The 22,267-nt window shown below is 68.0% G+C and carries 18 protein-coding genes; 13 read left to right on the forward strand and 5 right to left on the reverse strand.

Annotation, left to right across the window (positions count from 1 at the left end; genetic code table 11):
* Nucleotides 1–61: 61 nt before the first annotated feature.
* Entirely contained in the window at nt 62–2,242 is a 2,181-nt protein-coding gene (locus tag BM052_RS04805) for an RNA degradosome polyphosphate kinase (protein WP_091143976.1), read from the reverse strand.
* A gap of 232 nt (nt 2,243–2,474) precedes the next feature.
* Between BM052_RS04805 and BM052_RS04810 the strand changes: the two genes are divergently transcribed.
* The 6 genes from BM052_RS04810 to BM052_RS04835 all read left to right on the forward strand — a co-directional run bounded on the left by BM052_RS04810 (nt 2,475) and on the right by BM052_RS04835 (nt 11,943).
* Nucleotides 2,475–5,888, forward strand: coding sequence for a transglutaminase family protein (locus BM052_RS04810; protein WP_091143803.1), 3,414 nt, complete (start codon nt 2,475–2,477; stop codon nt 5,886–5,888).
* A gap of 3 nt (nt 5,889–5,891) precedes the next feature.
* The gene (locus tag BM052_RS04815; protein WP_091143805.1) at nt 5,892–8,387 is read left to right on the forward strand and encodes a circularly permuted type 2 ATP-grasp protein; all 2,496 of its coding nucleotides are present in this window, start codon (nt 5,892–5,894) and stop codon (nt 8,385–8,387) included.
* A gap of 207 nt (nt 8,388–8,594) precedes the next feature.
* Nucleotides 8,595–9,476 (forward strand): transglutaminase family protein, encoded by an 882-nt coding sequence (locus tag BM052_RS04820; RefSeq protein WP_091143807.1) that lies wholly within the window; start codon nt 8,595–8,597, stop codon nt 9,474–9,476.
* 157 nt (nt 9,477–9,633) lie between these two features.
* Nucleotides 9,634–10,269 carry a murein L,D-transpeptidase catalytic domain-containing protein gene (locus tag BM052_RS04825; protein ID WP_091143809.1) on the forward strand — a complete coding sequence of 212 codons (636 nt, stop codon included), beginning with the start codon at nt 9,634–9,636 and terminating at the stop codon, nt 10,267–10,269.
* Nucleotides 10,270–10,360: 91 nt separating this feature from the next.
* Nucleotides 10,361–11,350, forward strand: a complete 990-nt coding sequence (locus BM052_RS04830; protein WP_091143811.1) for an XdhC family protein — start codon at nt 10,361–10,363, stop codon at nt 11,348–11,350.
* Entirely contained in the window at nt 11,347–11,943 is a 597-nt protein-coding gene (locus BM052_RS04835; protein ID WP_255405968.1) for a nucleotidyltransferase family protein, read from the forward strand. Before BM052_RS04830 ends, BM052_RS04835 begins: the two co-directional genes overlap by 4 nt.
* 70 nt (nt 11,944–12,013) lie before the next feature.
* Here the strand turns inward: BM052_RS04835 and BM052_RS04840 are convergent, their stop codons facing one another.
* Nucleotides 12,014–12,580 carry a YqgE/AlgH family protein gene (locus BM052_RS04840; RefSeq protein ID WP_177198321.1) on the reverse strand — a complete coding sequence of 189 codons (567 nt, stop codon included), beginning with the start codon at nt 12,578–12,580 and terminating at the stop codon, nt 12,014–12,016.
* 122 nt (nt 12,581–12,702) lie between these two features.
* On the opposite strand from BM052_RS04840, the gene BM052_RS04845 reads away from it, so the two are divergent.
* The 4 genes from BM052_RS04845 (at nt 12,703) to BM052_RS04860 (ending at nt 16,474) form a co-directional block, all read left to right on the forward strand.
* Complete coding sequence (locus tag BM052_RS04845) at nt 12,703–14,760, forward strand: TonB-dependent receptor plug domain-containing protein (RefSeq protein WP_255405969.1); 2,058 nt, start codon at nt 12,703–12,705, stop codon at nt 14,758–14,760.
* Nucleotides 14,761–14,806: 46 nt separating this feature from the next.
* On the forward strand, nt 14,807–15,367 hold the full coding sequence (locus BM052_RS04850) for a (2Fe-2S)-binding protein (RefSeq protein WP_091143816.1): 561 nt from the start codon (nt 14,807–14,809) through the stop codon (nt 15,365–15,367).
* A 10-nt stretch (nt 15,368–15,377) separates the two neighbouring features.
* Complete coding sequence (gene arsC / locus BM052_RS04855) at nt 15,378–15,722, forward strand: arsenate reductase (glutaredoxin) (protein WP_091143819.1); 345 nt, start codon at nt 15,378–15,380, stop codon at nt 15,720–15,722.
* A 113-nt stretch (nt 15,723–15,835) separates the two neighbouring features.
* Complete coding sequence (locus BM052_RS04860; RefSeq protein WP_091143821.1) at nt 15,836–16,474, forward strand: class I SAM-dependent methyltransferase; 639 nt, start codon at nt 15,836–15,838, stop codon at nt 16,472–16,474.
* Between the two features lie 296 nt (nt 16,475–16,770).
* On the opposite strand, the gene BM052_RS04865 is transcribed toward BM052_RS04860, so the two are convergent.
* Nucleotides 16,771–17,613: a lipoyltransferase gene (locus BM052_RS04865; protein ID WP_091143823.1), complete on the reverse strand. Its 843-nt coding sequence runs from the start codon at nt 17,611–17,613 to the stop codon at nt 16,771–16,773.
* 79 nt (nt 17,614–17,692) lie between these two features.
* Between BM052_RS04865 and lipB the strand changes: the two genes are divergently transcribed.
* The gene (gene lipB, locus BM052_RS04870) at nt 17,693–18,373 is read left to right on the forward strand and encodes a lipoyl(octanoyl) transferase LipB (RefSeq protein WP_091143826.1); all 681 of its coding nucleotides are present in this window, start codon (nt 17,693–17,695) and stop codon (nt 18,371–18,373) included.
* Nucleotides 18,374–18,664, forward strand: a complete 291-nt coding sequence (locus tag BM052_RS04875) for a hypothetical protein (RefSeq protein WP_091143828.1) — start codon at nt 18,374–18,376, stop codon at nt 18,662–18,664.
* Nucleotides 18,665–18,704: 40 nt separating this feature from the next.
* On the opposite strand, the gene BM052_RS04880 is transcribed toward BM052_RS04875, so the two are convergent.
* Nucleotides 18,705–19,871, reverse strand: a complete 1,167-nt coding sequence (locus tag BM052_RS04880) for an N-acetyltransferase (protein ID WP_091143830.1) — start codon at nt 19,869–19,871, stop codon at nt 18,705–18,707.
* A 147-nt stretch (nt 19,872–20,018) separates the two neighbouring features.
* Between BM052_RS04880 and BM052_RS04885 the strand changes: the two genes are divergently transcribed.
* Nucleotides 20,019–21,122, forward strand: coding sequence for a fatty acid desaturase family protein (locus BM052_RS04885; protein ID WP_091143832.1), 1,104 nt, complete (start codon nt 20,019–20,021; stop codon nt 21,120–21,122).
* Nucleotides 21,123–21,168: 46 nt separating this feature from the next.
* Here BM052_RS04885 and lptG read toward each other — a convergent pair whose 3' ends face one another.
* On the reverse strand, nt 21,169–22,266 hold the full coding sequence (gene lptG, locus BM052_RS04890; RefSeq protein ID WP_091143835.1) for an LPS export ABC transporter permease LptG: 1,098 nt from the start codon (nt 22,264–22,266) through the stop codon (nt 21,169–21,171).
* Between the last annotated feature and the right edge of the window lies 1 nt (nt 22,267).

Here is a 22,267-nt window from a genome sequence, read left to right on the forward strand (position 1 = left end):
TGACGAATCACACTTGGGCGAATCACCTTGCCCATGCTCCGGGCGGTTCGGTGCCCCTATGTCAGATATTGCCGCGCCTTAGCGAGAGCTTTGGCACCTTTCGTCCACTGGCGAGTGAAGCGCCGCGACCGGAAAGCGATGGATTGGTCATGAAATAGCGGTGCAGGTTGAAGGGCTTGTCGACCTTTCCGACCCGATCGCAGGTCCCGTCCGGCCGCAGGATCCAGCTCTGCTCGGTATCGAGCAGGTTCGCCAGCATGACCTGGTCCAGCACCTGGTCGTGCACGGTCTTGTTGCGCATCGGCACCATGATCTCGACCCGGCGGTCGAGATTGCGGCTCATCCCGTCGGCCGAGGTGATATAGACCTTGGCGCGGCGGTTGGGCAGGTGCGCGCCGTTGGCGAAGGCCCAGATACGGCCGTGCTCAAGGAAACGGCCGATCACCGACTTGACCGCGATGTTCTCCGAAAGGCCGGCGATCCCCGGCCTCAGGCAGCATATCCCGCGCACCACCAGGCTGATGTCGACCCCGGCCTGGCTGGCGGCATAGAGCCGATCGATCAGTTCCGGATCGGTCAGCGAGTTGAGCTTGGCCCAGATCTCGGCGGGCTTGCCGGCCCGGGCATGCGCGATCTCGGCATCGATCAGCTCGTAGAGCTTCGAGCGCAGCGAGATCGGCGAGATCGAAAGAAGCTCGGTGCGCTTGGGCTCGACATAGCCGGTGATGAAGTTGAACAGCCGGCCGACGTCGCGCCCCGCCGCCGGATCGGCGGTGAAATAGGACATGTCGGTATAGATGCGCGCGGTGATCGGGTGGTAGTTGCCGGTGCCGAAGTGGCAATAGGTGCGGTAGCCCCCGCTTACCCCGTCGCCCTCGCGCCGCACCACCATCGAGACCTTGGCATGGGTTTTCCAGTCGACGAAGCCGTAGATCACCTGGACCCCGGCGCGTTCGAGCTGGCTGGCCCAGAGCAGGTTCTGCTCCTCGTCGAAGCGGGCTTTCAGCTCGACCACGGCGGTCACCGACTTGCCCGCCTCGGCGGCGGCGATGAGCGCGGCGATGATCCCCGATTGCTTGCCGGCGCGATACAGCGTCTGCTTGATGGCGATCACGTCCGGATCATGCGCGGCCTGGCGCAGGAAGTCGATCACCACCTCGAAGCTCTCGTAGGGGTGCTGGATGACGATGTCCTTCTCGCGGATCGCCGCGAAGATATCGCCGTCATGCTCCAGGATGCGCTCGGGATAGCGGGGCGAATAGGGCTCGAACTTCAGCTCGGGCCGGTCCTCGTCGCAGATCGCGGCAAGGCCGGAGAAGCCGATGAGCCCGCCGGTCTTCATGATGAGCGCCTTGTCCAGCCCGAGCTGGGTGCGCAGCAGCTCTTCGGCGGCCGGGTCGAACCGGCCCTGCAATTGCAGCACGATCACCAGGCCCCGCCGGCGGCGCTGGATCGCGGTGCGGTAATAGCGCACCAGATCCTCCGCATCCTCCTCGATCTCGATGTCGCTGTCGCGCAGGATGCGGAACACGCCGTGGCCGTTGAGGCGAAAGCCGGGGAACAGTTCGGCGGCGCGGCGGCAGATCAGGTTCTCGATGCTGATCCAGGCAGCGCCCTCGCCCGGAATGCGCACGAAGCGCGGCAGCGGCGCGGGGATCAGCACCATCTCCATCACCGGCGCATCGTCGGCGATGCGGGTGAGCGAGAACAGCACGCCGATGCCCTGGTTCGCGACGAATGGAAAGGGATGCGCCGGATCGATCGCCTGGGGCGTGATGACCGGCATGACATGCTCCAGGAAATAATCCTTGAGCCAGCGTTCGCGGGCGGGCTCAAGCTTCTCTTCGCCCAGGACGGCGATCCCGGCGCCGGCCAGCTCGATCTTGAGGCTGGCCCATACTTTCTGCTGGATCTCCTCCAGCTCCAGCACTTTCTCGTGCGTGGCGGCGAGCGCCTGCGAGGGCGTCATCCCGTCGATCGAGACTTCCTCGATCTGGCGGCGCACCTGCCCGGCAAGGCCCGCCACGCGCACCATCAGGAACTCGTCGATGTTGCTGCCGGAAATCGAAAGGAAGCGCAGCCGTTCGAGCAGCGGATAGTCGGGATTGGTCGCTTCGGCCAGGACGCGTTCGTTGAAGGCCAGCCAGCTCAGCTCGCGATTGAAGTAGCGCACCGGCAGGCTTCCGAGCTGCGACGTCTCGCAGACTTCCGCTGCTTCCGATTCGCCGCGAATTTCGAGCATGTCCGAGGTTTTCACATCCATGTCCCTTGCATGCCATGATGACGATTGCGCGACAATCGCTGGGGTCGGCGGAACGATCGACGACGGCGGGCAGCGCGGAATCGGCGATCGTTAAGAACGTTTATAACCTATATGGTTCTAAATGTCAAGAGCTTTCGCCGATCGAGGGCTTCGGAGCCCCGGCCGGTAAACATCGTTGCAGTGCAGCATTGTTTGGCGCAATGTTCGGGCAATGATTAAGGCCGCTCTGCACCATCTCACCCGCTACCGCTATTCGCGGCGCATCAGGCTGGGCCCCCAGGTGATTCGGCTGCGGCCAGCGCCGCACAGCCGCACGGCGGTGCCCAACTATTCGCTCAAGATCAGCCCGCCCGAACATTTCCTGAACTGGCAGCAGGATCCGCACGGCAACTGGCTGGCGCGCATCGTCTTTCCCGAACCGATCGATCACTTCTCGATCGAGGTGGACCTGCTGGCCGAACTCGCGGTCATCAACCCGTTCGACTTCTTCGTCGAGCCGGAAGCGGAGGAATACCCGTTCGCTTATTCCGATGCGTTGAAGGCGGACCTGGCGGCCTATTTCGAGGTCGAGGAGCAAGGGCCGCTGTTCGAGGAGCTGGTGGCCGGCCACGCCGGCCATGAAGGCCGCACCGTCGATTTCCTGGTCGATATCAACCGCCGGCTCCAGCAGCGCATCAACTACGTGATCCGCATGGAGCCGGGCGTGATGACGCCGGAAGAGACGCTTGCGGCCGGAATCGGATCGTGCCGCGATTCCGCCTGGCTGCTGGTGCAGCTGCTGCGCCGCCTGGGCTTTGCCGCGCGCTTCGTCTCGGGCTATTCGATCCAGCTCGTGGCGGATGTCATCCCGAAGGAAGGGCCCAAGGGCGTTCTGGAGGACGTGACCGACCTGCATGCCTGGGCCGAGGCCTATGTGCCCGGCGCCGGCTGGATCGCGCTCGATGCGACTTCGGGCATGTTCGCGGGCGAAGGGCACATTCCGCTCTGCGCCACGCCGCATTACCGTTCGGCCACCCCCATCGAGGGCATGGCCGAACCCGCCGAGGTCGATTTCCACTTCGAGATGGGCGTTTCGCGCATCGCCGAGGCGGTGCGCATCACCCGGCCCTTCACCGAGGAACGCTGGCAGGCGCTGCTGGAACTGGGCGACCGGGTGGACGCGGACATGGACGCGGCCGGCGTCAACCTCACCATGGGCGGCGAGCCGACTTTCATCGCCGCCAGCGACTTCGAGGCGCCGGAATGGAACGGCGCCGCCGTCGGCCCGACCAAGGGCGCCTATGCCGACAAGCTGATCCGCCTCCTGCGCCGCAAGTTCGCGCCGGGCTCGCTGCTTCACCATGGGCAGGGCAAGTGGTATCCGGGCGAGACTTTGCCCCGCTGGGGCTATTCGATCTACTGGCGCAAGGACGGCGAGCCGATCTGGGGGGATGACAGCCTGATCGCCGGCGAACGCGCGCTGGAAAGCGGCGACGATCCCGATCCGCTGCCCACCATCGACGTAAGCGCCGCCGAGGACCTGCTGCGCGAGGCGGCGCAGGGGCTTGGCGTCGAGCCGGACTTCGTCCAGGCCGTCTACGAGGATGCGGAGGCCTGGGCCGGCAAGGAAGACGCGCTGCCGATCAATCTCACCCCGCTCGACGCCAAGGTGGAGGACGAGGAACTCGCGCGCCGCTTCAAGCGGGCCTACCGGCGCGGGCTGGACAAGCCGATCGGCTTCGTGCTGCCGGTGCAGCGCTGGAATTCGGCCGACCAGTCGATCCCGCGCTGGCGCAGCGAACGCTGGAAAGTGCGCAAGGGCGTCCTCACCGCGGTGCCGGGCGATTCCGCCATCGGCTACCGGCTGCCGCTGGGATCGCTGCCCTGGGTCCCGCCTTCCGAATTCCCCTACATCCACCCGCGCGACACCGCCGCCCCGCGTGAGCCGCTGGGCGATTTCCGCCGGCAGGTGATCGAACGCGGCAGCGAAATGCGCGAGGCGGGCACCGCTGGAAACGGGGGCGGGAGCGGCCGCGACGGCATCGGGCGGGGGGACCAGCGCAGCGAACGCGTGGCGATGCCGGAACAGGCGGAGCAGGCCTTCGGGCATCAGGAAACGATCGAGGGCGCGGTGCGCACCGCGATGACGGTGGAACCGCGCGGTGACTACCTCGCCGTGTTCATTCCGCCGACCGAATGGCTGGAGGACTATCTCGAACTGGTCGCCTCGATCGAGGTCGTCGCCCGCAAGCTCGGCCTGCCGGTGCGTATCGAGGGCTATCCGCCGCCGCCCGATCCGCGCCTCACGGTGTTGAAGGTCACGCCCGATCCCGGCGTCATCGAAGTGAACATCCACCCCTCCACCAGTTGGCGCGAGACGGTGGAGATCACCGAGACGCTCTACGACTGCGCGCGCGAAGTGGGCCTCACCGCCGACAAGTTCATGGTCGACGGCCGCTCGATCGGCACCGGCGGAGGCAACCATATCGTGCTGGGCGGGCCCAGCCTGCTCGACAGCCCGTTCATCCGCCGGCCGGACCTGCTCAAGAGCTTCGTCACCTACTGGCAGCGCCATCCTTCGCTCAGCTACTTGTTCTCCGGGCTGTTCATCGGCCCGACCAGCCAGGCCCCGCGTATCGACGAGGCGCGCCACGACGCGCTTTACGAACTGGAGATCGCGCTGGGGCAAGTGCCCGGCCCGGACATGCAGCAGCCGCCACCCTGGGTGGTGGACCGGCTGTTCCGCAACCTGCTGGTCGACGTCACCGGCAATACCCACCGCACCGAGATCTGCATCGACAAGCTGTTCTCGCCAGATGGCCCCACCGGCCGGCTCGGCCTGGTCGAGTTTCGCGGCTTCGAAATGCCGCCCGACGGCAAGATGAGCTGCGCCCAGCAACTGCTGCTGCGCGCGCTCGCCGCGTGGTTCTGGAAGGATCCGGTGCAGGGTCCGCTGGTGCGCTGGGGCACGCAGCTACACGACAGGTTCATGCTCGGTCACTTCGTCTGGACCGATTTCATGGACGTGCTCGACGATCTCGCGCGGGCCGGCTACCGCTTCGATCCCGCCTGGTTCGAGGCGCAGCGCATGTTCCGCTTCCCGGTCCACGGCGAAGTCGAGGGCGGCGGCGTCATGCTGGAGATCAGCCACGCGCTGGAGCCGTGGAACGTGCTGGGCGAAACCGGCGCGATCGGCGGCACCGTGCGCTATGTCGACAGTTCGACCGAGCGGTTGCAGGTCAGGGCCACCGGGCTCGTCGCCGGCCGCCACGCCATCACCTGCAACGGCCGCCGCGTGCCGCTCACCGCGACCGGGCCGGGGGAAGGCGTCGGCGGGGTGCGCTACAAGGCCTGGTCGCCGGCCGAATGCCTGCATCCGATGCTGCATGCGCACCCGCCGCTCACGTTCGACATCTACGACTTGTGGAACGGACGCTCGCTGGGCGGCTGCGTCTATCAGGTCGCGCATCCCGGCGGGCGCAATTACGATACCGTTCCGATCAACGGCTACGAGGCGGAAGCGCGGCGCAAGGCCCGGTTCCAGGATCACGGCCATTCCCCCGGCTCGCTGCCGCTCCCGCCCGAGGAAGCCGCCAGCGAGTTTCCCTATACGCTCGACTTGCGCCGCCCGGCCCGGCTGGTGTGAACCATGGCGTCCAGGCCGCCCGAAAGCACTGTCGAGCGCCCGTCCGAGTGGCTTGAAGGCTATCCGGTCGAGGCCGCCGGGGGTGATCTCTTCGTCGATGCCGCCAGCCCGGTCTCGGCACGCTGGAAGGCCGTGGCCGGGGGGCTGGCCGCGCTTTCCGACGGCGATCCCGCCGCCTTGCAGGAAATGACGAGCCGCCACGCGGCGGACCTGGGCCTGACTTTCCGCGTCACCGGCGACGAGGACGAGCGGGACTGGCCGCTCACCGCCATGCCGCTCATCATCGGGGCCGACGAGTGGGCGGAAGTGGAGCGCGGGCTGATCCAGCGCGCGACGCTGCTGGAGCAGCTGGCCACCGATATCTACGGCCCCCAGCGGGTGGTCAGGGAGGGACACCTGCCCGCCGCGGTGATCGCCGGCAGTCCGTTCTTCGCGCGCAAGATGCTGGGGCGCAGCCCCAAGCAGGGTCACTTCATCCATGTCTATTCGGCCGACCTGGCACGGGGGCCGCGCGGGCAGTGGCGCGTGCTGCAAGACCGTGTGCGCATCGCCAGCGGCGTCGGCTACGCGCTCGAGAATCGCCTGGCGATGAGCCGTACCGCCGGCAACCTGCTGGTCGACAGCCATGCCCGGCGGCTCTCCGAATTCTTCGCGCAGATGCGGGACGGCATGGCGGCGGCCTGCCACCGCGAGCGCCCGCGCGTGGCGCTGCTGACGCCGGGGCGCTTCAACCAGACTTACGCCGAGCAGGCCCACCTGGCCCGCTATCTCGGCCTGCCGCTGGTGGAGGGGCGCGATCTCAGCGTGCTCGACGATCGGCTCTATGTCGGCACCATCGCCGGGCCCAAGCGGGTCGACGCGGTCTGGCGCTGGATCAACACGACTTCGCTCGATCCGCTTTCATTCGACGCCAAGTCGCAGCTCGGCGTCGCCAACCTGTTCGACGCATGGACCACCGGCGGCGTGGAGATGGTCAACTGGCCGGGCGCCGAAGTGCTCGAATCGGCCGCCTTCTCCGCCTTCATGCCGCGCCTGTGCAAGGTCTTGCTGGGCGAGGCACCGATCCTGCCCAATGTCGCCACCTGGTGGTGCGGGCAGGCGGCGGAAAGCTCCACGGTCGGCGCACGGCTGGACGAGCTGGCGCTGCTGCCCGCCTTCGGCCAGGCGGTGGAGGGCCTGCCCGGCCGCCAGCTGGTGGCCGGCGCCGATCTTGCCGAAGCCGAACGCAAGACCCTGCTGGAAGCGCTGCGCCGCCGGCCCATGGACTATTGCGGGCAGGAGATCGTCCACCTTTCGACCACTCCGGCGATCATCGACGGCGCGATCGTGCCGCGCCCCTTCACGGTGCGCGCGTTCGTCGCGCGCAGGGCCGACGGCAGCTGGACGGTCATGCCCGGCGGCTTCGCGCGGCTGTCCTCCAGCAACGCGCTTCCCACGTCGCTGATGGGCGCGGGCGATCTTTCCGCCGACGTCTGGGTGGTGGACGAACGGCCGACCGGGCAACACGCGTCGGCACGGCCGGCCGAAGAGCCGCCGATTTCGCGCGGGGGCGGCATTCTTGCCAGCCAGGCTGCGGACAACCTGTTCTGGTTCGGCCGCTACAACGAACGGGCGGAGATGGTGGTGCGGATCGTGCGCGCCATCCTGGGCAGCTCGATGGAAGGAGACAGCGGGCTCGAGCCGGAGGACGGCGTGCTGTCCAGCCTGGTCGGCCTGCTGCTGGACTTCGGCGCGATCGACGCGGCGACGGTGGGCCGGCCGGCGGCGGCGGCCTGCGCCAAGGCCCTCACCGAAACGCGCCTGCCGGGCGGCGTCGCCACGCTGATGCGGCGCCGGCTGCAAGTAGGCCTGTCGCTTCGCGAACGCTTCGCCCGCGATTTCTGGCGCATCGTCAGCCGGCCGATGCCCTCGATCGACGTCGATCGCCCGCAAAGCATGCTCAGCAGCGCGCGCTGGCTGACGGAGCATTTCAGCGCGCTCGCCGGGCTGATCTCGGAGAACATGGTGCGTTCGGCGGCGTGGCGCTTCCTCGAAATCGGGCAGCGGATCGAGCGCGCCCAGGCGATCTGCCGGATCGTCGGCACGCTTTCGGGCGAAAACGGCGAGGCCGGGGGCGCCGCGCTGGGCGTGCTGCTGGACTTGTGCGACAGCCAGATCATCTATCGCAGCCGCTACCTGACCGCGCCGATGGCGAACCCCGTGCGCGACCTGGTCCTGCTCGATCCGGACAATCCGCGCGCGCTCAAGTTCCAGGTGGCCGAAGTGGTTTCCCACCTTTCGGCGTTGCCCAGCCTGCGCGACGACAACATCCCCGAACCGCCGCTGCGCGCGGCGCGCGCCTTGCTGGGCGAACTGGAAGCCGCGCTCGCCCCGGACATGACCGCCGAGCGGTTGCAGGCGATCGAGGCGCGGCTCCTGGAGCTGTCCGACGAGATCTCCGCGCGCTATTTCCTGCAGTTCGACCGCGAGGAGGCGGAGAAAAGGACACGGCTGCTGTAGGGCGCGCCGGGACCGGCCTGAATAGGGGAGAAGAGTCGCAATCAACGCATATTGGTATTACCCGGCTAAAGCCCTAGGGCAGTGTTGAGCAGTCATACCAAGTCATTGATCGGAAATCCTGTTCCCCCCTTCGTCGCCCGCGAGGTGGCGAAGGGGGATGTGTCTCACTTCAAGGGACTTGGTATCAGTTTTGGATCGTGTGACCCGATGCGCTATTCCGTCAGCCACATCACCACGCTGAAATATGCCGCCCCCGTGCGGCTCGCGCAGTTCAACATGCGGCTGCGGCCGGCGGACTGGCCGGGGCAGACGGTCAGCGACTACGTTCTGGGCATCGAGCCGCAGCCGGCGCAAGTGCACGATGGCGAAGGCGGATATCACGTCAACGAGACCCGCTTTTCCATGCACGAGCCGATCGACCGGCTGCAGGTCGAGAGCCGCTTCACCGTGGAGCGCGAGCCGCTGCCTTTCTTCGTCGCCGACGCCACCGGGCCGGACCTTGCCGAGCTTCGCGAGCGGGCGATGAAGCTGCCCGATCTTTCCGCCCTGGCGCCCGCCTCCTACATCTTTGCCTCGCCGGTCGCCGCGCCCGAGCACGACATCGCGATGTGGGCAGGCGCCTTCCTGGACGAAGCGATGCCGGTGATGGAGGCCGGCCGGGCCCTGATGCGGGCGATCCACGATGAATTCACTTTCGATTCCAAAGCGACCTTCACCGATACGCCGCCGATCGAGGCGTTCCGCCGCCGCCGCGGCGTCTGCCAGGATTTCAGCCACGTCATGATCGTCGCCGCGCGCGCCCACGGCATTCCGGCTGGCTATGTCAGCGGCTACTTGCGCACGCTGCCGCCGCCGGGGCGGGAACGGCTGGTGGGGGCCGACGCGATGCACGCCTGGGTCAATCTGTGGTGCGGCGAGGAACTGGGCTGGGTCGGCTTCGATCCGACCAACGCAATGCTGGCCGATGCCGACCACATCTTCATCGGCATGGGCCGCGACTATTCCGACGTCGCCCCGCTCGACGGCACGTTCCGGGGAACCTCGGCGCAGACGATGTATTTCTCGGTGGACGTGGTGCCGCTGGAGTGAAGCGCCGGCAAGCCCGGAACGACGTCGATGACCCGACGCCTGCCTGAGACCGCCGGTCGGAGGCGGCTGGAACGGTGCATTCGATTGTGCTATTCTTGCCACCATGGATCGGTCGCTGGGACGAAGAACAGTTCTCAAGGGTGGTTTGGCGGCGGGGATGGGCCTGGCCCTGTCCGGCCGCGCCCTGGCGAGCGAAGCCGCTGCGGCGGCAACCGGGACAGGGTTCACCACCGGGGCAGGATTCACCACCGGGGCCAGCGCCTTCGCGATCACGCCTTACGAACGGCGCGTCCTCGATATCGCGGCCAGCCAGGTCCAGCGCGTCGGCACGAGGGTGTGGCGGTCCGATATCGTCGGCGTCGCGGACTTCGCACAGCCTTCGTGGAAGCCGCGCCTGCATTTCGCCAATATCGAAGCGGGGACGGTGCGCTCCTTCCTGCTCGCGCATGGGCGTGGTTCCGATCCGGAACACAGCGGCTGGCTGCGCAGTTTCTCCAACATGCCCGGGTCCGAGGCCACCTCGCGCGGGGCTTTCCTCACTTGCGAGTGGTATCAGGGCAAGTACGGCACCTCGATCCGGCTGGTCGGGCTCGATTCGGACAATTCGATGGCGCTCAATCGCGCGATCGTGATGCATCCGGCGTGGTACGTGGATCTTTCGATGATCGCGAAATGGGGCAAGCTCGGCCGCAGCGAAGGCTGCTTCGCGATGAGCAACACCGATTTCAACGAAGCGCTGTGGCACTTGTCCGGCGGACGCCTGCTGTTCGCCGACCGCATCGGCGAAACCTGAACCGGGGCCTGAACCGGGGCCTGAACCGGGGCCTGAACCGGCCCCCACTCCGAGGTTAGACACCTTGGCGAGGCGGTGTTACGGGGCAGGCATGGAAGGCGAGATCAGCAACGCGGATTGGCCGGTTTTCGGCTGGATCGACGATATCCGTCCGGCCCTGGCCGATGCGGTCGGCGCCGGCCGGCCGGCCGCGCTGGCGACGCTGTACAAGGTCGAGGGCAGCGCTCCGCGCGGGCCGGGCGCGCAAATGCTGTTCACGCCGGGCGGGGACGGCGGCATCGCCGCGAGCGGCTATTTCTCCGGCGACTGCATCGAAGGCGACGTCGCCAACCACGCCGCGCAAGTCCTGGCCGATGGAGAGCCGCGCCGGCTGCACTACGGCATGGGCAGCCCGTGGATCGACATTCGCCTGCGGTGCGGCGGCGCGCTGCACGTGCTGGTCGAACGCCTCGCCCCCGGCGACGAGGCCGTCCGCGCCTTGCTGGACCACGCCCGCGCACGGCGCTCCTGCACCTGGAGCAGCGACGGCGCGGCGCGCGCCGTCAGCGCGGAGGCCGGCGCGCTGCTCCACCTGTCGGAAGACCCGTTCCGCATCGCCCGCCGATACGATCCGCCGCGCCGGCTGATCGTATCGGGCGGCGATCCCGGCGCGCTGGCGGCCGCGCACCTTGGCACGCTCGCCCGCTTCGAGACGATCCTGGTGCGCCCCCAGGGGCCCGAGGCGCCGCCGCCCTTCCCGGTTTCCCGGTACTTGCGCGAGGAGCCCGCCGAAGCACTGGCCCGCCTGGGCGTCGATCGCTGGACCGCCTACCTGGGCGCCACGCACGAAGACCATCACGACCTTGGCGGCTGCCTTGCGGCGCTGCGCGGGGGCGCCGGCTATGTCGGCATGATCGGCGCCCGATCGCGCGCGCCAGGCCGGCGGGCCGCCCTCGAAGCGCAAGGGGCAAGCGGCGAGGAACTGGCCGGGCTGCATCTTTCGCCCGGCATGCCCGGCCTCGGCAAGTCGCCATGGGAAGTGGCGACCGGCATCATCGCGGAAATCATGCGGGCGCTCAATCCTGCGCGCGAGCGCGCGTGACACTGGCCTGCGCGCAACCGCGCGCGACGCTGGTCGCGGTGGTGCTGGCGGCGGGCAGCGCGACCCGCTTCGGCGGCGACAAGCTTTCCGCCCCGCTCGATGGACAACCGCTGCTGTTCCACGCCATCCGTGCCGCCCGCGCGGCGCCGGTCAGCCGGGTGATCGTGGTCGCCCGGCCCGGCCTGGAAACCGGCGCGTGGGCCGGGGCGCCGGCGGTCGAGGTGGTCCGCCTGGCAAGCGCCGCCATGGCCGATTCGCTCAAGGCGGGAATCGCCGCGGCGGGCGCGGCGGACGGGGCCTTCGTCTTCCTGGGCGACATGCCCGCCGTCCCGCACCAGGAGGCCGCGCGGCTCGCCGGGCTGCTGGGCCGCGCCTATGCCGCCCTGCCCCGGCACGAGGGGCGCCCCGGCCACCCGGTGCTGCTTTCGGCCCAGGCCTTTCCCGACATCGCCCGCCTTGCCGGCGACGAAGGCGCGGGCCGGCTCCTGCGCGCCCGCGCGGATGTCGTGTTCGACGATTGCCCCGACCCGGCGATCCATCTCGACGTGGACCTGCCCGAAGACCTGGAGCGGCTGGCGAAGCGGGACCGATAGCGCAAGGAACACGAAATCGGAATCGAGACCCGCTCCCAGAAACCGGATAACAACAGACCTGCCCGCTTTTTCAGGCCCGCCCGGTCGCGTTCGAAAGCAAGGCCGGATCGATGCCCTCGGCGCGCCAGGTGGCCATCCAGCGGGCTTCGGGCGGCGTATCGAACAGCACTTCGCGGTGGCCTTCGGCGGCGTACCAGCCATGTTGGCGCATCTCGCTTTCGAGCTGGCCGGCACCCCAGCCGGCATAGCCCAGCGCCATCAGCCAGTGGCTCGGCCCGCGCCCCTCGGTGATCGCGTAAAGAACGTCGAGCGAGGCGGACAGCGCGCAAAGCGGCTGAACCTCTATGGTATCGCCCCCGCCCCAATCCGTCGAATGCAGGATGAAACCCCGCCCCGGCTCCACCGGGCCGCCATTGAGCACGGCACAGTCCGGCGCCATGCCCGGGTCCAGCCCCAGCTCCCTGAGAATCTCATGGAAACGCACGCGCGCGCGGACATGGCCGATACCGATGCCGAGCGCGCCGTGTTCGTCGTGCACGCACATGACCGTCACCGAACGTTCGAAGCGCGGATCGAACATGCCGGGCATCGCCAGCAGGATCCGTCCGGAAAGGTACTGCTCCCTTGTCACGCCCATGAGTGTAGTCGCTTGGCGGGCGAGGGCAAGATAGGTGGCGTCCCGGACGGTCTGGGAAACGAGCCGCGCCCGCTTGCCTGCCCGCGAACTTTCCCTATGAAGTCGGCCCCGATGGAGCTGGCATGAACCTTCCGCGATCCCGCGCCGCCCTGGCAGGACCGATCCTGGCACTCGGCATGTTCGCCGCCGGCCCGGTCCAGGCCGGCGCATCCGACCGGCGCGACGACGGGACCCAGGCCGCCGCGATCCTGGTGACCGGCCACGGGCTCGAGGATGGCCCGGCCGTCCCGGCCTATGACGTGGCGACGATCGGGCGCGGCGCGATCACCGCCAGCCCGTCCGGACGGATCGAGGATGTCTTGTCCGCGATCGCGGGGTTCCAGCAGTTCCGCCGGACGGACAGCCGGGCGGCAAACCCCTCCGCGCAGGGCGTGACGCTGCGTGCGCTGGGCGGCAATGCCTCCAGCCGGGCGCTGCTGCTGCTTGACGGCGTACCCGTCGCCAATCCGTTCTTCGGCTATGTCCCGCTTTCCGCGCTCAGTCCCGACCGGCTTTCCACGGTGCGGGTGACGCGCGGGGGCGGCGCCGGTGCTTTCGGTGCCGGCGCAGTATCGGGGACGATCGAGCTGACCAGCGCCGGGCCGGACGAGATCGGCGCGTTGCAGGCCGCCGCCTTGGTCGACCAGCGCGGCGAGACCCAGCTTTCGGCCACCGCCGCCCCCCGCCTGGGCCAGGGTTTCGTCGTCGCCAGCGGGCAGTGGGACGGCGGGCTGTGGGACAGGGGGCAGGGTTTCTGGACGACGCCGAAAGACCAGCGCGTCGCCGCTTCGGCTCGCGCGGCCTATGAAAGCTGGTCGGGCTCGCTGCGCGCCGTCGCCCCGCTGACCGACACGATCGAGATCCAGGCATCCGGCCTTGCCTATCACAATGCGCGCACGCTGCGCTTCCAAGGCGCCGATTCGACATCCTCGGGCCAGCAGGCCAGCTTGCGCCTGGTGGGCCGGGGTGAGTGGCGGTTCGACGTTCTGGGCTATGTCCAGGCGCAGGATTTCTCGAACGTCGTCATCAGTTCCTCAAGCTTCAAGAAGACGCTCGACCAGGCGAAGACGCCGACGCTGGCGGTGGGGGGCAAGGCGGAGCTGCGCCCGCCGGTGGGTGCGGCGCACGTGCTGCGCCTGGGCGCCGACCTCCGGCTTGCCGAGGGACACCTGGTGGAAGTGCCCTACACCGCCGGCGCGCCCAGCGGCTTTCGCCGTGCCGGCGGCGACCAGTCGAACCTGGGCCTCTACGCCGAGGACGACTGGACCTTGGGCGCATTCGTGCTCACCGCCGGCTTGCGCGCCGATCGCTGGACCATCTGCGGCGGCTTCTTCCGCGAGCTGAACGCGGCGGGCGCGGTCAGCCAGGACACGACCTTCCCCAACCGCTCGGGCTGGAACGCCAATGCGCGCGGCGGCCTCGTCTGGCATGCGGGCAAGGCGCTGTCGCTGCGCGCCGCCGCCTATACCGGCATGCGCGTGCCCACGCTCAACGAACTCTACCGCCCCTTCGTGGTGTTCCCGGTGAGGACCGCGGCCAACGCCGCGCTGAAGCCGGAGCGGCTGCGCGGCTACGAGGCGGGAATTGACCTGCATCCGGCACCGGGCCTGTCGCTGTCGCTCACCGCCTTCGACAACCGGCTCGAGGACGCGATCGCCAACGTCACCATCGGCACCAACTTGCGCGAGCGCCAGAACGTCGATGCCATCCACGCGCGCGGGATCGAGGCTTCGGCCGACCTTTCGCTGGGCCAGGTCAGCCTGAACGGCTCGCTTGCCTGGACCGATTCGAAAGTCGAGGCGAGCGGCGCGCAGGCACCGCTCGACGGCATGCGCCCCGCGCAAGTGCCCAGGCTCGCCACGAGCGCGACGCTTGCCTGGGCGCCGCGCCCGGGCTGGCGCCTGGCCGCCACGCTGCGCCATCTGGGCGCCCAGTACGAGGACGACCTGCAAGCCGATACGCTGCCCGCCGCGACCACCCTCGATGCCTACGCCCTGCTCCCCCTCGCCGGCCCGTTCTCGCTGGTGCTGCGCGGCGAGAACCTGGCCGATGAGACGGTGGTGACTCGCAACCAGGCCGGCTCGATCGACCTCGGCACGCCGCGCACGCTGTGGGCCGGGATCAAGGTGGGCTTGCGGTGACGGCGGGGGACTGGCCCCGGCGACCGCGAGCGCCTAAAGACCCCCAATGCCGCGCCTGACCGTCAACGACCGTCCGATCGAATTCGACATGGATCCGCGCACGCCCCTGCTCTGGGCGCTGCGCGATGCCGCCAATCTCACCGGGACCAAGTACGGCTGCGGCGTGGGCGATTGCGGCGCCTGCATGGTCATGGTGGACAGTGCGGCGCTGCGTTCGTGCCTGATCTCGCTGGCCGAATGCGAAGGCCGCTTCGTCACCACCATCGAGGGTCTTTCGCACGACCGCTCCCACCCGGTGCAGCAGGCGATGGTGGCCGAACAGGCGATCCAGTGCGGTTTCTGCACCCCCGGCATCGTCATCAGCGGCGCGGCGCTGCTGGCGCGCAACGCCAATCCCAGCGAGGCCGAGATCAGGGAGGCGATTCCCAACTTGTGCCGCTGCGGCGTCTATCCCCGGCTGGTGCGCGCGATCCAGCGCGCCGGCGCCGTCACCCGCCGCGAGGAGACGATCAGCGCCGCACCCGCCCCTGGCATCACGCGCGAAGATGCGGCAAGGGCGGTTCCGGCGATGGCGCCCGAACCGCCGCCGCCACCCACAGGACCATGAGGAGACAGCCATGAAGGCAACGATCTGGCACAACCCCAATTGCGGCACTTCGCGCAAGACGCTGGCGATCCTGCAGGAGACGCCCGGTGTAGAGCTGGAAGTGGTCGAATATCTCAAGACTCCGCCCAGCGCCGACAAGCTGGCGCAGCTTTATCGCGATGCCGGGATCACGCCGCAACAGGGCCTGCGCCTGCGCGGCACCGACGCCGCCGAGCGCGGGTTGCCGGAAGCCGGCGATGCCGCCGTGCTCGCCGCGATGGCCGCCGAACCGATCCTGATCGAACGCCCGCTGGTGGAAACCGACAAGGGCGCAAGGCTCTGCCGGCCCCAGGAAAAGGTTCACGAAATTCTGTGACGAACCGCTCGTTTATCCAAACGGCCCGTCCCCACCGCCTTGCAATGCGGGTGGTAATCTGCCACCGCATGGCACATTCGTGACACGATAACAGTGCGAAAGCTTCCGCCAGCATGACCAGTACCGAGCTTACCCGAGAGGCGCTGCCCCAGAAGATCAAGCGGAAGATCAAGCAGGGGTTGGGGCCCTGGGGGATTTTCCTGGAAGGCTTCCTGCGCAATCCGGTGATGGTCGGTTCCATCGTGCCGTCCTCGCGCTTTACCATCAACCGCATGCTCGCGCCGGTGGATTGGAACACCTGCAAGCTGTTCGTCGAATACGGGCCGGGCGTGGGCACATTCTGCCGCCCGGTGCTCGACCGGATGCGCCGCGATGCGACCTTGCTGGTGATCGACACCAACCCCCTGTTCATCGATTACCTGCGCCGCACCATCACCGACAGCCGCTTCGTCGCGGTGCATGGCTCGGCGGCGGACGTGGAGGCCATCGTGCGCGCCCACGGCCACGAGAAGGCGGACTACGTGCTGTCCGGCCTGCCGTTCTCCACCCTGCCCGAAGGCGTCGGCCCGGCGATCGCGGCGGCGACCTACCGCGTGATCCGCAAGGGCGGCGCGTTCCTGGTCTACCAGTTCACGCCCAAGGCCCGCTCCTTCATGGCCCGGCACTTCAAGCGCATCGACAACGCCCTGGAGCCGATCAACGTACCGCCTTGCTTCATGTACTGGGGCTGGAAGGACGAAGACGAGGGCTGAGCCGGAAGGGAAGCGGAAAGCCTTCTCCCCAGCGAGCGGCCTGACGCGCGAGCGGCGTGGTTCGCATTTTCGGTGCGAAACTCCGGGCCATCGGGAGCCTGCCAAATCTCGTTGATCGGAACTCTTGTTCCCCTTCCCTTCGCCCCCCTTCCTTCGTCATTGCGAGCCGCCGCAAGCGGCGCGGCAAGCCAAGCTGTGGGCCAGGGCGGTTTAGTGTTGCCCTGGATTGCTTCGGCGGCTGCGCCGCCTTGCCATGACGAAGGGAGGAGATGAGCCTCGCTCCAGGAAACTTCGCATTACTCGAACGTGTGCGAAATCTCCTCGGGCGAGGGCCCGGCGAGCTGCCGGTGGGTATAGGCCAGGACGGCGATCAGGATCACGCTCGATACCGCGCCGATCGCGCCGGACACGACGCCGGTGAACAACGTCAGGGCCTGACCCTGACCGGCCAGCAGCGCCACCGGGCCGATCAGCGCCAGCGTCACCACGAAGGCAACCGCGACATAGCCGATCGCAAGCATCAGGTAGAAGCCGAAGAGCCGCAGGCTGTTGTGCCGGGTCAGCCGCCACGAGCGGACCATGGCCGTGACCGGGTTGCCGATTCGTTCGTTGACCACGGTCGGCACCACCAGGGAAAGCTTCACCCAGACATAGACCACGCCGACCAGCAGCGCGACCATGGTCACCACCGTGGCAACGCCGGTCCCCGCGATCAGCCCCAGCAGGCCGCCCAGCACCACCCCTATCGCCATCGACGCCAGGAACATGCCCAGCATCGTCAGCAGCATCGTTGCCACCAGCGTGGGCAGCGCCTTGAGCGCGGCGACGATCGCCTCTCCCACCGTCGGGCGGCCCCGGTCGCTCAGCAGCGCCATGACCGAGAGATATCCCACGCACTGGACCAGCAGGCCGCCGATCCCGAAGCCCACGAACAGGCCCAGGTTGTCCACGAACATCCGCTCGACCACCTGCGGCTTGCCGAAGGCTTCCAGCATCCGGGTCTGCACTTCGGTGAGAAACATGGTCGAAAGCAGGGTGGGCAGCAGGAAGAACACACCCGCGACCGGCACCAGCACCTGTCGGTTGGCGTTCACCGCCGCAATCGCGTCGAGCCAGGCCCTGTTGCTGTCGAACTTCATCGCGTACTCCCGGAGTCCTGCCCTGCAGGCTGTCTAAAGGCACTTGATAACCGCATGGAATGACGCCACGCAACGCGCCATGACGATTCCCGCCACTCTTCCCGGTGATATCGAGCTGCGCGTGTCGGACGGTCCGGTTCCATACCGCGCGGCGCTGGAAGAAATGACGGCGCGCAATGCCGCCATCGCGGCGGGCGAGGCGCACGAACTGGTGTGGCTGCTGGAACACCCGCCGGTCTATACCGCCGGCACCAGCGCGGCATCGGCCGAGCTGCTCGATCCGCGTTTCGAAGTGGTCGAGGCGGGGCGGGGCGGGCGATATACCTATCACGGCCCGGGCCAGCGCGTCGGTTACGTCCTGCTGGATCTTCGGAAGCGCGCCCGCGACGCGCGCGGCTTCGTCCATGCGCTTGAAGGCTGGGTGATCGAAACGCTGCGCGATTTCGGCGTGGAAGGGTTCCGTTCCGAAGGCCGGATCGGCATCTGGACCACCGACATCGACGGGCGCGAGGCCAAGATCGGCGCGATCGGCGTGCGCATCCGCAAGTGGGTGACAATGCATGGATTCGCGGTGAACATCCGGCCGGACCTGTCGCACTTTGCCGGAATCGTTCCTTGCGGTATCGAGGAATTCGGCGTGACCAGCCTTGCGCGCCTTGGCCGCGAGGTCGATTTCGCCACTTGGGACCGGGCGCTGGTGGCCAGGGCCGCAAGCTTCCTCGGCGCCCTGGAAAGCCCCTGTTCCCGGGAGACCGCCTGAATGAAAGCCTCCATCGCCCTTTCCCTTACGATCGCGGCGAGCCTCGCGCTCGGCGGCTGCGGAAAGCAGGAGCCCGACCGATCGGCGGCGCCTGGCGGCGAGATCCTGCCCCGCTCCGCCAGCGACGACATGCTGCCCTACGACATCGTGCGCTCCCAGCCGCCGCTCGCCAACCCCGATGCCGGAAAGAGCGCCGGCGATACCGGCCCCAGGGCGGAGGCATCCGCAAGCGTCGACGAGGCCGACGACCCGGTGATCGAAGAAGCCGCGGTCCCGGCCGACGAGGAATAGCGAACCATCGTCCCGGGCTCACCGCGCGGCGACGGAAAGCTTACAGCATCTTCTCATAGATCGCGTATTCGCGGTTAACTTTGCTGTCGATGGCGTCGGCGATCGCGACCATCCCCTGGTTGTCCTCGAGGATCCAGCCGATTTCACCCCGCTTCGCGGCGAACTTTTCGACCGCGGCACGGCGGATGTACTCGATCATCATGAAGGCGAGCTGGCTGGCGAGGCGCGAGGCCTGCAGTTTCTTGCGCACGCCCATCAGCGGCACCCGCATGTCGGCGGGCCGGGGCTTCCTAAGCCACAGCAGCAGCTTCATCAGGCCCAGGATCGATGGCTTGCCGTTCCGCCCGTTGACCCGCATCTGCATCCCGTTGAGATCGGGCAGCGTCATCATGAAGGCCACCGGCTCGCCCTCGTACTCGGCTATGCGGATCAGTTCGGGATGGACCAGGGGCTTGAGCGCCTTTCCGGTGTAGGCGATTTCCTTGTCGGTGAAGGGAACGAAGCCCCAGTTATCCGACCAGGCATCGTTGAGGATATCGCAGATGATCGCGGCTTCGCGGCCAAAATGCTTCAGCTCCACCTCGCGGATGCGGATCTTGGCGTTCTTTTCGCCGGAGGCGATGATGCGCTGGATGAGCGGGGGATACTGCTTCGTGACATCGAGATCGTAAGTGTAGAGCGTCTTGACCCGGCCATAGCCGGCGCCTTCGATCCAGCCCTGGTAGGCGGCGTTGTGATGCGCCATCATCACCATCGGCGGATGATCGTGGCCCCGCACCTGGATGCCCGGCTCCTCCCACACCGACAGGTTCATCGGCGCCAGCACCCGCGTCATGCCCTGCGCCCGGAGCCAGGCCTCGGCCGCCGCGATAAGCGCGCGCGCGGTACTCTCGTCCTCGGCCTCGATCGCGCCCCAGTTGCCGGTGCCCGGCCCCATGCCCTGTTCGACCGGCTGTTTCAGCGCCTGTTCATCGATATGCGCCGAAATCCGACCGACGATCCGGCCGCTGCGCCGGGCCAGGAACAGCTGCACGCGGGCATGGTCGAAGAACGGGTTCTTGCCGGGCGTGAACTTCGAAATCTCTTCCGAGCGCAAGTTGGGCACCCAATTTTGATCTGCCGCATTGAGCCGATAGGCGAAGTCCACGAAAGCGGCGCGATCAGCCTTGCTGGAAACGGGCGTGATGACTAGTTCGGAATTGGCCACGATGCTGCCTTTGTTCCAGCCTATGGGATATGCTGGCGCGCGAAGTGCGGCGGGCGGCGGTAACTTGTCAAGCAGGGCAGCGCCAGCGCACTCGACAAACCCGATCGCCGACGCGTTTTTACCCGGAAGACTTTGGAATTTGAGCGCATGATTGCCCAGGACCTGATCGACCAGCCCCGGCCCGCGCCGCCTCCGGAACCGACCGGACGAACGGCCGCGACCTGGCATTCGCAGATCCCCGACGACAAGGAGATGCTGCGCGCCGCCGTGGAACTGACGCGCGACCTCGCCGCCGCCCGCGCGGGCATCTACTGGCCCGACATGCTGGCCTCGGCGGCGCTCGGCTATGCCGCGCTGGCCGGCGCGATCCTGCTTGCGAGCCCGCTGGCGGCGCTGGCCTGCGCGATCCTCGCGGCGCTGGCGCTCTATCGCGCGCTGCTGTTCATCCATGAACTGACCCACATCCACAAGGACGCCCTGCCCGGCTTCCGCTTCGCCTGGAACCTCCTGGTCGGCATCCCGCTGCTGATCCCCTCGTTCATGTACGAAGGCGTGCACACGCAGCACCATGCCCGCACGCGCTACGGCACTGTCGAGGATCCGGAATACATGCCGCTGGCATTGATGAAGCCGTGGAGCCTGCCGGTCTTCGCGCTCACGGCGATCCTGCTGCCGCCGGCGCTGCTGGTGCGATCGGCGCTGCTGGTTCCGCTGGGGGTAGTGATCCCGCCGCTGCGCAAGCTGGTGTGGGAACGCGCATCGGCGCTTTCGATCAATCCGCAGTACCGCCGCCGCCCGCCCGAGGGCGCCTTCGCGCGGATGGTGTTCTGGCAGGAACTGGGCTGCTCGGCCTGGGCCATCGCGGTGCTTGCCGCGAGCTTCGCCTACGGCTGGCGGCCGCTGGCGATCGCGCTGTGCGTGGTCTCGCTCACCGCCTTCCTCAACCAGGTCCGCACGCTCGTCGCGCACTTGTGGGAGAACGACGGCGAGGCGATGACGGTGACGGCGCAATATCTCGATTCGGTCAATGTCCCCCCGCCCGCGCTGCTTTCGCCGCTGTGGGCGCCGGTCGGCCTGCGCTACCACGCGCTGCACCATCTGCTGCCCTCGATGCCGTATCACGCGCTGGCCGAATGCCACCGCCGCCTCTCGGCCCACCTGGGCGCGGACACCACTTACGCGAGGGCGAACTACAAGGGCCTGCTGCCGCTGGTCTCGCGGCTGGTGCGCAGCACGATGCGTGCGGGGTAAGGGGCGCGAGCCGCGGTAGCGCGGCGCCCTCGAGGCCCGGCCGGCCCTATTCCTCGGTCCGGATCAGCACCGTCTCGCCGATGAGGGCGAAGAGCACGAACGGCGCCCAGGCCGCCACCAGCGGCGGATAGCCGCCGAAATTGCCCATCGCCAGCGCCGCGTTGTCGAACACGAAATAGGCGAACCCCAGCCCCATGCCGATCACGGCACGGATCAGCAGCTGCCCGGAGCGCGCCAGCCCGAAGGCGGCGACGGCGCCCAGCAGCGGCATCAGCGCCGAGGAGAACGGGCCCGCAAGCTTGTGCCACCAGGCCGCGTCGAGCGCGCTGGTCCGCCGGCCCGCGATCCGCAGGGCCTCGATCGACCTGGCCAGCGTGAAGATGTCCTGTGCATCGGCATCCACTTTCGAGATCAACACCTTGCCCGGCGTGATGCCGGGCGCGACGGTGGTGGAGGGAAGCTTCGCGGTCGCCGTGCCCGCCACCTGGAAGCGCACCGGGTTCTCCAGCTTCCACCCCGGATTCGCGTAAGTCGCGCGCGGGCTGCGCAGCTGCTCCACGATCATGTCGTTGTCGTCGCGGCGGTAGAAGGTGACCTCGGTCATGACCATGGCGGCACCGCGCCCGGTCAGCGTCTTCGCCAGCAGCAAGTCGCGTCCATCGGACATGTAAAGGTTGTTGCGGACCCCGGTATCCTTGGGCAACGGTCCATAGTCGACCGCCTGCCAGGCATCCAGCGCCGCATTGGCGCGGGTCACCACCCGTTCGTTGAAAGCGAAGCTGAAGCAGGAAATCACCAGCGCCGTCAGGATCAGCGGCGCCAGCACCTGGTGCGCCGAAAGCCCGGCCGCCTTCATCGAGACGACTTCGCTGTTCTGGTTCAGCGTGGCCAGCGTGATGATCGTCGCCAGCAGCACCGAATAAGGCAGGAACCGCGCGATCAGCTGGGGCACGCGCAGCAACACGTAATGGAGCAGCTGCATCTCCCCGTTGCCCGAATAGGCCAGGATGTCACCACTTTCGCCCAGCAGGTCGAGCACCTGCAGCACCATCACCAGCATCAGCAGGACCGCCAGGATGCGGGTGACGAACAACCGCGCGAGATAGATCGTCAGCGTGCGCGAGGGGAAGAATTCAAGCTGCATG

It is taken from the genome of Novosphingobium sp. CF614, from assembly GCF_900113255.1.
GTDB lineage: Bacteria > Pseudomonadota > Alphaproteobacteria > Sphingomonadales > Sphingomonadaceae > Novosphingobium.